Origin of the sequence: Citrobacter sp. Cpo089, assembly GCF_030332695.1 — a bacterium.
GTDB classification, from domain to species: domain Bacteria; phylum Pseudomonadota; class Gammaproteobacteria; order Enterobacterales; family Enterobacteriaceae; genus Citrobacter; species Citrobacter portucalensis.
This window is the reverse complement of record NZ_JAOWHJ010000011.1, coordinates 1-14484: the sequence shown is the minus strand read 5'-3', so window position 1 is coordinate 14484 and position 14484 is coordinate 1. Positions and strand designations below refer to the sequence as shown.

17 protein-coding genes, 1 tRNA gene and 1 pseudogene are annotated in these 14484 nt (G+C 47.7%); 11 read left to right on the top strand and 8 right to left on the bottom strand.

All coding sequences use genetic code 11. The features are described from left to right. Positions 1–79 precede the first annotated feature (79 nt). The 8 genes and pseudogenes from fliL to rcsA all read left to right on the top strand — a co-directional run bounded on the left by fliL (position 80) and on the right by rcsA (position 5065). Positions 80–547, top strand: coding sequence for a flagellar basal body-associated protein FliL (gene fliL, locus OGX92_RS01770; protein ID WP_003834054.1), 468 nt, complete (start codon positions 80–82; stop codon positions 545–547). A 4-nt stretch (positions 548–551) separates the two neighbouring features. Beyond that, positions 552–1556, top strand: coding sequence for a flagellar motor switch protein FliM (gene fliM / locus OGX92_RS01765; protein WP_003030434.1), 1005 nt, complete (start codon positions 552–554; stop codon positions 1554–1556). Next, positions 1553–1966, top strand: coding sequence for a flagellar motor switch protein FliN (gene fliN / locus OGX92_RS01760; RefSeq protein WP_003030433.1), 414 nt, complete (start codon positions 1553–1555; stop codon positions 1964–1966). The genes fliM and fliN overlap by 4 nt, the downstream gene beginning before the upstream one ends. Then, positions 1966–2343 carry a flagellar biosynthetic protein FliO gene (gene fliO / locus OGX92_RS01755; protein ID WP_193135046.1) on the top strand — a complete coding sequence of 126 codons (378 nt, stop codon included), beginning with the start codon at positions 1966–1968 and terminating at the stop codon, positions 2341–2343. The genes fliN and fliO overlap by 1 nt, the downstream gene beginning before the upstream one ends. After that, on the top strand, positions 2343–3080 hold the full coding sequence (gene fliP / locus OGX92_RS01750; RefSeq protein ID WP_003834056.1) for a flagellar type III secretion system pore protein FliP: 738 nt from the start codon (positions 2343–2345) through the stop codon (positions 3078–3080). Before fliO ends, fliP begins: the two co-directional genes overlap by 1 nt. Before the next feature lie 9 nt (positions 3081–3089). Then, positions 3090–3359: a flagellar biosynthesis protein FliQ gene (fliQ, locus tag OGX92_RS01745; protein WP_003030425.1), complete on the top strand. Its 270-nt coding sequence runs from the start codon at positions 3090–3092 to the stop codon at positions 3357–3359. A gap of 8 nt (positions 3360–3367) precedes the next feature. Beyond that, positions 3368–4208: pseudogene (gene fliR / locus OGX92_RS01740) on the top strand (flagellar biosynthetic protein FliR). A gap of 233 nt (positions 4209–4441) precedes the next feature. Further along, complete coding sequence (rcsA, locus tag OGX92_RS01735; RefSeq protein ID WP_003030421.1) at positions 4442–5065, top strand: transcriptional regulator RcsA; 624 nt, start codon at positions 4442–4444, stop codon at positions 5063–5065. A 54-nt stretch (positions 5066–5119) separates the two neighbouring features. Here the strand turns inward: rcsA and dsrB are convergent, their stop codons facing one another. Then, positions 5120–5308, bottom strand: coding sequence for a protein DsrB (dsrB, locus tag OGX92_RS01730; protein ID WP_003030419.1), 189 nt, complete (start codon positions 5306–5308; stop codon positions 5120–5122). Between the two features lie 163 nt (positions 5309–5471). Between dsrB and yodD the strand changes: the two genes are divergently transcribed. Next, positions 5472–5699: a YodD family peroxide/acid resistance protein gene (yodD, locus tag OGX92_RS01725; RefSeq protein ID WP_003030417.1), complete on the top strand. Its 228-nt coding sequence runs from the start codon at positions 5472–5474 to the stop codon at positions 5697–5699. 206 nt (positions 5700–5905) lie between these two features. On the opposite strand, the gene OGX92_RS01720 is transcribed toward yodD, so the two are convergent. Together OGX92_RS01720 and OGX92_RS01715 are read right to left on the bottom strand one after the other, a co-directional pair. After that, positions 5906–6091 carry a YodC family protein gene (locus OGX92_RS01720; protein WP_003834060.1) on the bottom strand — a complete coding sequence of 62 codons (186 nt, stop codon included), beginning with the start codon at positions 6089–6091 and terminating at the stop codon, positions 5906–5908. A 77-nt stretch (positions 6092–6168) separates the two neighbouring features. After that, positions 6169–7080, bottom strand: a complete 912-nt coding sequence (locus tag OGX92_RS01715) for a DUF808 domain-containing protein (protein WP_267392484.1) — start codon at positions 7078–7080, stop codon at positions 6169–6171. A 178-nt stretch (positions 7081–7258) separates the two neighbouring features. On the opposite strand from OGX92_RS01715, the gene yedA reads away from it, so the two are divergent. Next, positions 7259–8179 carry a drug/metabolite exporter YedA gene (gene yedA, locus OGX92_RS01710; RefSeq protein ID WP_003834062.1) on the top strand — a complete coding sequence of 307 codons (921 nt, stop codon included), beginning with the start codon at positions 7259–7261 and terminating at the stop codon, positions 8177–8179. On the opposite strand, the gene OGX92_RS01705 is transcribed toward yedA, so the two are convergent. The 3 genes from OGX92_RS01705 to OGX92_RS01695 form a co-directional block, all read right to left on the bottom strand. After that, positions 8171–8638, bottom strand: a complete 468-nt coding sequence (locus OGX92_RS01705; protein WP_191222420.1) for a very short patch repair endonuclease — start codon at positions 8636–8638, stop codon at positions 8171–8173. The genes yedA and OGX92_RS01705 overlap by 9 nt on opposite strands. After that, positions 8619–10049 carry a DNA cytosine methyltransferase gene (locus OGX92_RS01700; protein WP_148361820.1) on the bottom strand — a complete coding sequence of 477 codons (1431 nt, stop codon included), beginning with the start codon at positions 10047–10049 and terminating at the stop codon, positions 8619–8621. The genes OGX92_RS01705 and OGX92_RS01700 overlap by 20 nt, the downstream gene beginning before the upstream one ends. A 76-nt stretch (positions 10050–10125) precedes the next feature. Next, entirely contained in the window at positions 10126–10818 is a 693-nt protein-coding gene (locus OGX92_RS01695; RefSeq protein ID WP_286586173.1) for a phosphohydrolase, read from the bottom strand. A gap of 441 nt (positions 10819–11259) precedes the next feature. Between OGX92_RS01695 and ompC the strand changes: the two genes are divergently transcribed. Continuing rightward, a complete protein-coding gene (gene ompC / locus OGX92_RS01690; RefSeq protein ID WP_125112517.1) occupies positions 11260–12405 on the top strand; it encodes a porin OmpC in 1146 nt (381 codons plus the stop codon). 169 nt (positions 12406–12574) lie between these two features. Here the strand turns inward: ompC and OGX92_RS01685 are convergent. Together OGX92_RS01685 and OGX92_RS01680 are read right to left on the bottom strand one after the other, a co-directional pair. Then, positions 12575–12697 (bottom strand) — tRNA-OTHER (locus OGX92_RS01685). A gap of 309 nt (positions 12698–13006) precedes the next feature. Continuing rightward, positions 13007–14395, bottom strand: a complete 1389-nt coding sequence (locus tag OGX92_RS01680) for an EAL domain-containing protein (protein ID WP_286586178.1) — start codon at positions 14393–14395, stop codon at positions 13007–13009. Positions 14396–14484 lie beyond the last annotated feature (89 nt).

Sequence of the window (14484 nt, the reverse complement as noted above, 5' to 3'; positions counted from 1 at the left end):
GTCTTTTCCACGCTTTGTCGTGGACAGGACACGGGATAATCAGCCCATAAGCTGTACCGAAACAGGAAGCCCGTATCTGATGACTGACTCCGCGATTAACAAAAAAAGTAAACGCGCTATTTGGATCCCTCTGCTGGTATTAATTACCCTCGCCGCCTGCGCAACTGCGGGTTATAGCTACTGGCGCATGCAGCAGCAGCCGTCCGCCAGCGTCAAAGCGGAACCGCCTCCACCGCCAGCCCCGGTGTTCTTTGCGCTGGATACCTTTACCGTCAATCTGGGTGATGCAGACCGTGTGCTGTATATCGGTATCACGTTGCGCATGAAAGATGAGGCGACACGTTCACGTCTTAATGAATATCTGCCGGAAGTGCGCAGCCGCTTGCTGCTGCTGTTCTCTCGTCAGAATGCAGCCACACTCGCCACTGAGGAAGGTAAGCAACAGCTGATTACCGCCATCAAAGAGACGCTGGCGACTCCGCTCGTTGTTGGGCAGCCGAAACAGGTTGTCACCGACGTTCTTTATACAGCTTTTATTCTGCGGTAAAGACATGGGCGACAGTATTCTTTCTCAGGCTGAAATCGACGCATTGCTCAACGGCGATAGCGAAACCAAAGACGAACCCATTTCAGGTATCGCAAAAGAAAGCGATATTCGTCCTTATGATCCCAACACTCAGCGTCGCGTGGTACGTGAGCGTTTACAGGCGTTGGAGATCATTAACGAACGCTTTGCGCGCCAGTTCCGTATGGGGTTATTTAACCTGTTGCGCCGTAGCCCAGATATTACCGTGGGTGCGATCCGTATCCAGCCATACCATGAATTTGCGCGCAACTTACCGGTTCCGACCAACCTGAACTTAATCCACCTGAAGCCGCTGCGCGGTACGGGTCTGGTGGTGTTCTCACCGAGTCTGGTATTTATCGCCGTAGACAACCTGTTTGGCGGTGACGGTCGTTTCCCGACGAAAGTCGAAGGTCGCGAATTTACACACACGGAACAGCGCGTTATCAACCGCATGCTGAAGTTGGCGCTGGAAAGCTACAGCGACGCGTGGAAGGCCATCAACCCGCTGGAAGTGGAATACGTCCGTTCTGAGATGCAGGTGAAATTTACCAATATCACTACCTCTCCGAACGACATCGTGGTGAATACCCCGTTCCACGTTGAAATTGGCAACCTGACCGGTGAATTTAACATCTGTCTGCCATTCAGCATGATTGAACCGTTGCGTGAGCTGTTGGTGAATCCGCCGCTGGAAAACTCACGTAATGAAGATCAGAACTGGCGCAATAATCTGGTGCGTCAGGTTCAGCATTCTGAGCTGGAGCTGGTGGCAAACTTTGCCGACATTCCGCTGCGGCTATCCCAGATTTTAAAACTGAAACCCGGCGATGTACTGCCGATTGAAAAACCCGACCGCATTATTGCTCATGTGGACGGCGTGCCTGTGCTGACCAGCCAGTATGGCACCGTAAACGGTCAGTATGCGTTACGCGTAGAACATCTGATAAACCCGATTTTGAATTCGCTGAATGAGGAACAGCCCAAATGAGTGATATGAATAATCCGTCCGATGAGAACACTGGCGCATTGGACGATCTGTGGGCTGACGCGTTAAACGAGCAAAAAACCACGCCCACCAAAAGTGCGGCCGATGCGGTATTCCAGCAGTTAGGTGGCGGCGACGTCAGCGGTGCTTTGCAGGACATCGACCTGATCATGGACATTCCGGTCAAGCTGACCGTCGAACTGGGCCGTACCCGCATGACCATCAAAGAGCTGCTGCGTCTGACGCAGGGTTCGGTTGTCGCACTGGATGGTCTGGCAGGCGAACCGCTGGATATTCTGATCAACGGTTATCTGATTGCGCAGGGCGAAGTCGTCGTAGTTGCGGATAAATACGGTGTGCGTATCACTGACATTATCACCCCGTCTGAACGTATGCGCCGTCTGAGCCGTTAATCATGAATACCCAGGCTACCGTTTCTCAACCCGCCGCCGTTCCCGGCTCACCGCTGATGCAGGTAAGCGGCGCGCTGCTCGGGATCATCGTCTTGATCCTGGCGGCGGCCTGGGTCATTAAACGTCTAGGGTTTGCCCCCAAAAGTGCCGGTACGCGCGGGTTGAAAGTTACGGCCAGCACCTCACTGGGTCCACGTGAGCGCGTGGTGATTGTCGAGGTCGAAGATGCCCGTCTGGTACTTGGCGTCACAGCCTCGCAGATTAACGTCCTGCACACCCTGCCCCCGGCACCTGCCGATGCAGAAGAAAAAACGGCCTCCCCTGCGGATTTCCAGGCCATGATGAAGAGTTTGCTGAAGCGTCCTGGGAGATCCTGATGCGCCGTTTGTTATCCCTTACGCTGGCAGGCTTGTGGCTTTTCAGCCCCGTTGCCCTCGCCCAACTCCCGGGTCTGGTCAGTCAGCCGTTGCCGGGCGGCGGACAAAACTGGACGTTGCCCGTGCAGACGCTGGTGTTCATCACCTCGCTGACGTTCCTGCCTGCAATTTTACTGATGATGACCAGCTTCACCCGCATCATCATCGTTTTCGGTCTACTGCGAAATGCGCTGGGTACCCCCTCTGCACCGCCTAACCAGGTGCTCCTGGGCCTGGCGCTCTTTTTGACCTTTTTCATCATGTCGCCGGTGATCGATAAAATCTACGTTGACGCATACCAACCGTTCAGCGAAGAGAAGATCTCCATGCAGGAAGCTATGGAGAAAGGCGCCCAGCCGCTGCGTGAGTTTATGTTGCGCCAGACCCGTGAAGCCGATCTGGCACTCTTCGCGCGCTTAGCAAACAGCGGTCCGTTACAGGGACCAGAAGCCGTGCCGATGCGAATTTTGCTGCCTGCTTATGTCACCAGTGAGTTGAAAACAGCATTCCAGATAGGCTTTACCATTTTTATTCCGTTTCTGATTATCGACCTGGTGATTGCCAGCGTGCTGATGGCGCTCGGGATGATGATGGTACCGCCCGCCACAATCGCGTTGCCGTTCAAGCTAATGCTGTTTGTGTTGGTAGACGGTTGGCAGCTGCTTGTCGGCTCGCTGGCACAAAGCTTTTACAGTTAGAGGCGCGAAATGACTCCTGAATCGGTCATGATGATGGGCACAGAGGCGATGAAAGTCGCCCTGGCCCTTGCTGCGCCTTTGCTGTTGGTCGCTCTGGTCACAGGTCTTATCATCAGTATTCTGCAGGCGGCGACCCAGATTAACGAAATGACGCTGTCCTTCATCCCCAAAATTGTCGCGGTGTTTATTGCCATCATTGTTGCTGGCCCGTGGATGCTTAACCTGCTGCTCGACTACGTGCGTACGCTGTTCAGCAATATCCCCTATATCATCGGGTAGACAACGTTATGTTGCAGGTGTCCAGCGTTGAGTGGCTCCACTGGCTGAATTTATACTTTTGGCCTTTGCTGCGCATACTGGCGCTCATCTCAACGGCCCCCATCCTCAGTGAACGAGCCATCCCCAAACGGGTAAAGCTGGGGCTGGGGTTGATGATTACCGTCGTTATAGCCCCATCGATTCCCGCCGTTGACGTCCCCATCTTTTCTGTTGGCGCGCTTTGGCAGGCAATGCAACAAATCCTGATCGGTATCGCATTAGGCTTCACCATGCAGTTTGCGTTTGCCGCAGTACGTACCGCCGGGGAATTAATTGGCCTGCAAATGGGCCTTTCCTTCGCGACGTTCTTCGATCCCGGTAGCCGACTGAATATGCCGGTTCTGGCACGACTGATCGACATGCTCGCCATGCTGCTGTTCCTGACCTTTAACGGCCATTTATGGCTGATTTCGCTGCTGGTAGATACTTTTCATACTCTGCCCATCGGCGGCAATCCGGTGAACAGCAATGCGTTTCTTGCACTGGCACGGGCGGGCAGCCTGATTTTCCTCAACGGGCTAATGCTGGCCCTACCGGTAATGACGCTGCTGCTCACGCTGAACCTCGCACTTGGTTTGTTAAATCGCATGGCGCCACAGCTGTCGGTTTTCGTCATCGGCTTTCCTCTCACTCTGACCGTAGGTATTTCACTAATGGCGGCGCTAATGCCATTAATTGCGCCATTCTGCGAACGATTATTCAGTGAAATTTTTAATTTACTGGCCGATATCGTCAGCGAAATGCCTGGAAAATAATAACCCTTATTTTTTATCCTGTTTTACTAAGGATTGTCCTAAATTTAAAAAGTGACAACATCCACCAGGATATCTCTGTCGCGGCTTATTTGTTTTTGCCTCACTCACATAACGCAACATTCACTTTACTTTAAGATGTTTCCTGGCAAATTATACGCAACTTTACGGGATAGTAAATTCGCCTGAAAAACAGCGAAAGCGTCATCTTGGGTCGTTATTATTCCGTTTAGTTGTGATGAAATAATCAGGTAAGGGGAATTATCGTTACGCATTGAGTGAGGGTATGCCATGTCAACGATTATTATGGATTTATGCAGTTACACCCGACTAGGGTTAACCGGATATCTGGTAAGTCGGGGAGTGAAAAAAAGGGAAATCAACAACATTTCCAACGTTGATGAACTCAGTCTCGCCTGTGTCTCTCAACAACCCGCTGTGGTGTTTATTAATGAGGACTGCTTTATCCACGATCCTGCTAATAGCCAGCAAATAAAGCAAATCATTAATCAGCATCCCAGCACGTTATTTATTGTGTTTATGGCAATTGCCAACGTGCATTTTGATGAATATCTACTCGTTAGAAAAAATTTATTGATTAGCTCTAAATCGATTAAACCTGACTCACTGGATAAACTACTTGGCGATATTCTGAAAAAGGAAGTAGATATTGCTATTGATGTGAATCTGCCGACATTATCATTAAGTCGAACCGAATCCAGCATGCTGCGTATGTGGATGGAGGGTCAGGGAACAATACAGATATCAGATCAAATGAATATCAAAGCCAAGACGGTGTCATCCCATAAGGGGAATATAAAACGAAAGATTAAAACGCATAATAAGCAAGTTATCTATCACGTTGTGAGGCTTACGGATAACGTCACCAATGGTATCTTTGTGAATATGCGCTAAGACGTTCTGACTGGTGGCGACTCCACCAGTCAGAATCAAACAGCAGAACTCATGTCACTCCACTTTTTCCACAAAGATACCATCCTGATGACCTGATTCATTAAAGAACCAGATACCGAGCGGGTAGTCTTCCAGCGAAACCAGGTACATGGTGCCTTCACTAAATTCTTCGATTGCCAGTACCACGCCCGGTCGACGAGGACCGCCGTCCGTTTTGACTGTAACCCGATCATTCACCTTCATAGTTTTCCTCCTGTGGCTTTGTGCCAGTGTAGAACAAATTCCTTTTTCTGGCAGCGCTGTGCACGCGCGATTGCGGGTTTTATCGACGGTCTATACTTAAGTTGTGCGTATCTGATGTTTGGGTACGCTCCCCCGGTATCCTTAACGGTTGAGAGGTATGAGGATGAAAACCGCGAAAGAGTACAGCGATACGGCCAAACGTGAAGTCAGCGTCGATGTCGACGCGCTGCTAAAGGCAATCAACGAAATCTGCGAGAGTGAAATTCATCGTAGCCAGGATGACCCGGAGCGCGTCAGCGTTGACGGGCGTGATTACCATACATGGCATGAACTGGCCGATGCGTTCGAGCTTGATATCCATGACTTTAGCGTGTCGGAGATCAATCGCTGACTGAGGGCGAAAAAAATCCCGGCCCTTATCGGGTCGGGATCAAGCTTGCTTATGCAAGAAGCACTTGTAAATTCGTTACACCAGAAAATCTGATGTGAACCAAACCTTATCTGCAATTTTTTTGCCTGACAAGTAAATAATTCTCACCGGAATGATAAATATAACTAATGGGTGAGAGATCACCAGGTTACGGTCGAGCCTAATGTTCAGGCATCCTGGGAGAGCTGTCTTCGCTCGCCAGGCACCACCAGTTCATCTTCACGGAATGCTTCCCGTTTAACACCAAAGCCGTCGTACCAGCGACACTCCACCATTCCGCTGGCATACCCGGTAACGATCATACGTGGGCCACCCTCTTTGGAGGTGACTTCCTCACTGACAGAAAAGACCATACCCGCCTCCTGTATCAAGAGAAACCTTTACACCTTAGATGACAAAGAGGCGTTTTGCGTAATCAGTCCTGTAACAATTAGTGCGAAACTCCGCGCACTCTGGCGACAGCTTTTACCAGCAGAACGACAATCCCACCGATGATAAAGCCGAGCACCAGGTTAAGCAGGGTCGGAAGCATTAGCGAAATCAATGTACTTTGCTGCTGAGCAAAATGTTCAATCGCATGATGCAGCGGCGATATTCCGTGTACCACAATGCCGCCTCCCACTAAAAACATCGCCAGTGTGCCGACCACAGAAAGTGTTTTCATAAGCCAGGGGGCAACCACCAGCAACCCTTTGCCCAGCGACTGGGCAAGCAGGCTACGCTTTTCTGCCAACCAGTACCCAATGTCGTCAAGCTTAACGATAATCCCAACCAGGCCATACACGCCCACGGTCACCACTAACGCGATACCAGATAGTACCAACACCTGATTTAGCAAGGGCGCGTTCGCGACAATACCCAGCGTAATTGCGACAATCTCGGCAGACAAAATGAAGTCGGTACGTATTGCCCCTTTGATTTTATCCTTCTCAAAGGTGAGTGGATCCTGTGCGGCCAGAGCAGTCAGACGCTGCTGACGCTCTTCCGGGCTTTCTTTGTGCTTACGCGCCTCCAGGGTATGCAGAACCTTTTCCACCCCTTCAAAACAGAGAAACGCACCGCCTACCATTAATAAGGGGGTGATCGCCCAGGGAATAAATGCGCTTATCAATAGCGCCAACGGCACCAGAATAACTTTGTTAACAAACGATCCTTTCGCCACGCTCCAGACTACCGGGAGTTCGCGGTTCGCCCGCACACCCGACACCTGCTGCGCATTAAGCGACAGATCATCCCCCAGCACGCCCGCGGTTTTTTTCGCGGCCAGTTTTCCCATCACTGAGATATCATCGAGCAGCGTGGCGATATCATCGAGTAAGGTCAGTAAGCTACTTCCTGCCAAAATTTTCACCCTCAATATTATTTTTTTGCAGTCATAAGTATGAAGTAAAACACGCCATGCTGAAACTGACCTTTCTGGTCAACAAGTTTTTAACATCAACACGTAATTATAAGTCTCGCCAGTAAGATAGTTTTGACGTTTACTATGTTGCACCTTTTTATTTTCACCGTGAGGGATTATGCGTTTCAGGCAATTGTTACCGCTTTTCAGTGCGCTATTCGCGCTGTACATCATTTGGGGTTCCACGTACTTCGTTATTCGCATTGGCGTTGAAAGCTGGCCGCCGTTAATGATGGCAGCCGTACGTTTTCTCTCCGCGGGAATTTTATTAACAAGTTTCTTACTTATTCGCGGGCATAAGCTGCCCCCCTTACGCCTAATCCTGAACGCCGCGTTAATTGGTATCCTGCTGCTGGCAGTGGGTAATGGGCTGGTCACCGTCGCAGAACATCAAAATGTCCCTTCTGGTATTGCCGCCGTGGTGGTCGCAACCGTCCCGCTATTTACGCTGTGTTTTAGCCACTTTTTTGGCATCAAAACGCGCAAGCTGGAATGGTTGGGGATAGCGATTGGGCTAGCAGGGATCATCATGCTAAACAGCGGAGGCAATTTAAGTGGCAATCCGTGGGGCGCTATTTTAATCCTGATCGGTTCGATAAGCTGGGCGTTTGGCTCGGTGTACGGTTCACGCATTACCCTACCCGTTGGCATGATGGCCGGAGCCATTGAAATGTTAGCCGCCGGTATAGTGCTGATGTGTGCATCGCTACTCTCCGGGGAAAAACTGACCACCATGCCAACATTTTCAGGCTTTATGGCGGTGGCTTACCTGGCCCTATTTGGTTCCATTATTGCCATTAATGCGTATATGTTCCTGATCCGCAATGTCAGCCCGGCGCTAGCCACCAGCTATGCCTACGTCAATCCGGTTGTTGCCGTGCTGTTAGGTACCGGTCTGGGGGGAGAAAGACTGGCTCCTATCGAATGGCTGGCACTCGGCGTGATCGTGTTTGCTGTGGTGCTGGTGACGTTGGGGAAATACCTGTTCCCTGTTAAAGCGGATGCCGTTGCTACCCCGTCGGAAAAAACGTTACAGTAAATGAATACCGAGAGTGTCGATCTGCGCGGTGTCACCACCGCCGCAGATCCACTCGATGACACGTTCAGATAACGCTTCATCGTCCAGCTTTTCGCGACCACGCAGGGCACACTCCCAGACAATCAGTACGCGCCAGCCCAGAACCTGCAACTTTTCACAATCCCGCGCATCGCGCTGGACATTTTTGCCTATTTTTTCCAGCCAGAATTCCGTTCGTGTCGCGGGGACTTTAAACAAATAGCAATCGTGGTGGTGCCAGAAACAGCCGTGAGTAAAAATCACACAATGATAATCATCCACCACAAAATCGGGGCGACCGGGTAACGTCCCATCCTGCACGCGAAAAGTTACCCCCTGCTCTGTCAGCACGCTGGCAAGGCGTTTTTCAATTGCGGTATCGCGGGTAGCTATCGCCCGCATATTTTTACTGCGTGTTGTTTTATCGTGAACGTCTGCCACGCTGATTCTCTTTCTCGCGAATAGCAACTGCCTGCCTGATTTTCGGCTCCAGCAGCCTGGCCACCGCCGCAAATGCCGGAACGACCACCGAATTACCAAACTGGCGATAAGCCTGGGTATCCGACACGGGGATCCTGAACTGATAGCCCTGCGGAGATTCAAACCCCATCAGACGCGCGCACTCTCTGGGCGTAAGTCTGCGTGGGCGGTGTCGCTGATTCTGCGGATCGTCAAAATCTTTTTCACCCAGCGCCATATCCCAGCCACGGTCAATCAGGATCTCCGCCCCATCCTTATAATAACGCGCAGATAATGTGCGCGTTACGCTATCAGGGTTACCGGGATACACCATGCCATAGCCAAATCCATTGCCCCGCGCCTGATGCTTTTTCGCATAGCGATAGAGGTATTTCCACAGCACCGGCGTCAGCACATATTTCGCATCGACGGTCGGCTCAAGCAGTTCCGCCAGCGTGGTACGCCGCGGCGGATAACGCGTGACGATATCCCGCAGCGTGAAGTCTGATTTCAGATTTAGATCGCGTCGGAAGCCGACAAGCACGATACGTTCGCGATGCTGAGGCAAAAAATGTTGCCCATCGATAATTTTCGGATCGTCCGGACCGTTATCCGCCGCATCCGCCACGTCATAACCCAGCTCGTCCAGCGTTTGCATAATGATGCGAAACGTTTTGCCCTGATCGTGACTCTTCAGGTTTTTGACGTTTTCGAGCACAAATATGGCTGGCCGACGCGCATCGATAATGCGCACCACGTCAAAAAATAGCGTGCCTTGCGTATCACAGGCGAAACCATGGGCCCGCCCTAACGCGTTTTTCTTTGATACACCAGCCAGAGAAAATGGCTGGCAAGGGAATCCGGCCAACAGCACGTCGTGTTCAGGAACATGCTGGCGAATATGTTCTGCCGCCTGCTGGTCACTCACCCCGTCATGATGGCTGAGTGTGATATCACGAATATCTTCATTAAAGCGGTGTTGGAGCGGATCGCAGTAGTTGTTCGCTTTATAGGTGCGCACCGCATGCTTGTTCCACTCACTGGTAAACACGCACTGCCCGCCAATCGCTTCAAAGCCGCGACGAATACCGCCAATGCCAGCAAAAAGATCGATAAAGCGAAAGGCATAGTGCGGATGATGCGCAGGTGGTTTCGGCAACAAAGTATTCAGATGAATGAGCTCGCGGTCGCTGAGGCGATGCCATGTTTCATTAGCAACCACTCGCTTAAAGATGGCCGGGCTCCAGCGGTTCTCGCCAACGCCATTCAGATGAGCAACCAGTGTTTTCACGTCATATATTTCAAGCAACTTGGCCAACATCACCTGCACGTCGGTCTCGTTTTCATCTGTCATCGGGTTCATGGAGCCTGCTACTGAAAAATTATCCTGCATACATTTAACCGGCAGAAATGGATAACCGACAGATTAACATAAATTAGCACGGTTGACGTTTCAGCCGTACTGGCGACTAGCGCGCTTTAAAGGGTTGAATCGCGTCAAGATCCAGCATTTCGTATTCTCCTTTTAACTCCGCACTCAGCTTCGCCATATACGTCAGTAAAAAATCCGCATTATGTTGTGCCAAATGCCGCCCTCGTTCGGTTTGCATCGTCAACGGCAACGTCAATAATTTGGTCTGGAAGTGATCGAGCGCATACTGTTTATCGTCAAGACTACGCTTGCGGGCAAACGGATCTTCCGCATCAAACAGCGAACCCCCCAACGCCCCTGAAACGGCAAATACGCGCGCTAAACCAATTGCACCCAGCGCCTCAAGCCGGTCAGCATCCTGCACGATTTTGGCTTCAAGGGTTTCTGGCGCGATTTTGGCGCTAAAACTGTGCGCCTCAATGGCATGACACACTGCCGATAACCGCTGTCGTGGAAAATCCGGAAAATCGCGCATCAAAACGCGACGTGTTTCCAGAGCTGCCAGTACCGACGAACGATGACGCTCAGGATGGTTCTTCGGCAAGCTGACGAGATCATGGAAGTAACACGCGGTCAGCACAACCAGCCAGTCCACGGTGGCAGCTGTACTCAGCTTTTGCGCCGTCATCCACACACGTCGAAAGTGAAAGATGTCATGCGCAGCATCTTGTCCGGAATGGTTATCAGCTAACCAGGCTTCAAATCGCGACTGCCAGTCGTGCAGTTTCATGCTATCTCCCTTTGCAGAAAGAAAATCACCTTAGCAACAATTTTCATTGCAAACCACTGCCTGCCCCATCACATAATTATTTTTTATTATCACACCGAAAACAAAACCCTCATGAATTTATAAAACCCAAAATTCCAATATCGACAAATATATTATATGAATAACAAAAACAAATTCTCATGACAAATAAAATGCACTCCAAAAATAAATAATGCACCATACATAATGCATTGATTAAAAATGATTTATTTTGCAAATAACAATGTAATGCACATACATTCAAAGTTATAAAAAGGCACTCAAGAAACACTTGGAAATATTTTAAATACATTTGTTACATGTTATATTTTAAATTAAATGAACTTCATAGATAGTATCCAAATGTAGTCACTCGGATAGTGCTACATATTCATTTTAATTATCATGCAAAGGGAATACATAATGAAAAGAAAAGTATTGGCACTGCTTCTCCCTGCTTTATTAGCTGCAGGCGCAGCAAATGCGGCTGAAATCTATAATAAGAACGGCAATAAACTGGATCTGTACGGTAAAGTCGATGCACGTCATGTCTTCTCCGAAGATACTACTGAGGACGGGGACGCTACATATGTACGTCTGGGTTTTAAAGGTGAAACTCAGATTAATTCTGATCTGATCGGTTTTGGTCAGTGGGAATACAACATTCAGGCAAATGAAGTTGAAGATGGTAGTGCGAATACTGCTACTCGTCTGGGTTTTGCGGGTCTGAAATTCAGTGATTATGGATCCTTCGACTATGGCCGTAACTATGGCGTGCTGTATGACATCGAAGCATGGACCGATATGTTGCCTGTATGGGGCGGTGATTCATACACCTACACTGATAACTTTATGACAGGCCGTACCAACGGTGTAGCAACTTACCGCAACACTGATTTCTTTGGCTTGGTTGAGGGCCTGAATTTTGCACTGCAGTATCAAGGTGCAAATGAGAGCGAAAACTCTGTCTTTGGTCAGGAAGGAACCAACAACGGTCGTAATGTGCGCAAACAGAACGGTGACGGTTTCGGTATGTCCACCACTTACGACTTCGGCATGGGTATCACTGCTGGTGCAGCATTCTCAACGTCTGACCGTACCAATGAACAACAGTATGGTACCACTGCAAATGGTGAAAAAGCAGAAGCCTGGACCGTTGGTCTGAAATACGATGCTAACGACATCTATCTGGCAACCATGTATGCGGAAACCCGCAATATGACCCCAGTAGGAAGTAGTAGCAAATGTGATAACTGTTTTGCTAACAAAACTCAGAACTTCGAAATAACGGCTCAATACCAGTTTGATTTCGGTCTGCGTCCGGAAATTTCTTACCTGCAGTCTAAAGGTAAGGACCTGACTGAAGACATGGGATTCATTACCAATAAGTACAACAACAAAGATCTGGTTAAGTACGTATCTATTGGTGCTAACTACTACTTCAACAAAAACTTCTCCACCTACGTTGATTACAAAATCAACCTGCTGGACGGTGATGATGCATTCTACGACGCTGTCGGTATTTCCACTGATGATGTCGTGGGTGTTGGTATGATCTATCAGTTCTAATTGACGCAAAAACAAGCAAGCCCGCTTCATATGAAGCGGGCTTTTTATTTATACGAAACGTATTTTTTTATCACACGGGCATTACAACGATAAACTTGTGAGGATACTCAAAGAAAAAAACATCCATGAGAACTGTCGTTGAAAGCGAGGCGTGCAAGTGCTTGAATAGTGGCGGAGAGAGGGGGATTTGAACCCCCGGTAGAGTTGCCCCTACTCCGGTTTTCGAGACCGATTTCATTGGTAATATTTTCAATAACTTAACTTTTCTTGCTGGTATATCCACAATATTTCCACTTCATAAAATTCAACTAGTTACGCGTTTATCCATACTTAATATACCAACACTTTCTGAGCTAAAACCTATAGTTCAAAGTACAACCTAGAGGTGAGACTGTGTGGAAGATATTCCCAGTCAATGACGCGTGAAGCCTAACTCGGCCAGCTCTCTGATGAAGCCGAACATGACATTACATACAATTTTGAACCAACTCGCAGATTGAATGCGGCAAGATATCAAAATCCTTCTGCAGTTAAATTTATATAGCTCGCGGTTACACGTGTTATATAGAATGCGAAAACAATGAAAATAAAGTGTTAAATGTTAAGGCAAATTGGCATCCTCGACTAATTTTGTCAATTTATCTATAGATAGTGGCTTTGAGTAATACCACCCTTGGACACCGCACTCAGGGAACATTTCAGTTAAATATTTCACCTGAGTTGATGTTTCTACACCTTCGAAAACGACTTTGTGAGTTATATCTTTAAAAATCTCCACCAACCCTGACAATACATTATTATTTATAGAGCATTCATCGATAGAATCTGTAATTGATTTATCAATTTTAACTTCATCTATTTGTAAATTTGATAACCAGTTTAAATTTGAATAACCTGTCCCGAAATCATCAATAGCTATTGAAATGCCTTTATCTTTAAATAAAGAAATTACCTTTTGGAGTGAATTTAGATCCGCACTCTGCCTTTCTGTTAACTCCATCATTATCATTCCGGGTTTTATATTTAATTCATCGATCATCTGAAACACTTTTCTTTGAAAGGATTTAGACAAAAGGTCTTGAGAACTAACATTAATGCTTATAAAGATATTAATTTTTTCAGAAAGCGGCCTAGCTTCTTTTACTACCATTCGAAATACAAAATCACTTAAATCTTGAATTAAATTATGTCTCTCTGCTATAGGGATAAAAATATCAGGAGGAATGCTACCAATATCATGATCATCCCATCTAATTAGTGCCTCTACACCAATAACCTTACCGGTTTTTATTTTATAAATAGGTTGATATACAAGATATAATGATTCATTTCTTATGGCATTCTTTAATCTTGATACTAATGATTGCTTGCGTGCAACTTTTTGATTATAAACAACCCCTAAAAGGATACCTGTCACAATAGATGTAAATGCAATCAACAAAATCATTAACCCATTATCGAAACTCACCCACGGGAATTTAACTCCTCCCATGACACAGATGTCATGTTTTTCATTACAACTTTGCGTAGTAATAAGTCCTAACTGATAAGATTTATCATGTTCAGTCACCTCAAGCAGATCGACCAGATCACCAAACCTAAACAAATGAAGAGAATGATCTCTATTGCCGACAATTGATGAAAATCCTTTCTCTTCATGGTCTGTAAAAAATCTGTTAAAAGCAAATGGTGAAATCGTTATAGCTAATTTTTGGTTGCTTAGTAAATCAGCTTTAACATTATTTTCCAACAAAACGCCAAAAAACCACGTCAAGTTATCCTTTTCAACTTTTCTATCGTATATGTTGAGTAATAATGGTGCTGGCAACTTGCCCCACAACGCAGTACAAGTAATTGCCCCATTAGAAATAAATGATATATCCTTTATAAGTGCATAAGGCCATAGAGCGATTCTTACAGCATGAAGCTGTAGTTCACTACAGGGACTATAAGCATCAAACATCTCATAATCATCATTTATTTCATCAATCTGTTGAATGAGGGTGATGCTGCCAACTTACTGATTTAGTGTATGATGGTGTTTTTGAGGTGCTCCAGTGGCTTCTGTTTCTATCAGCT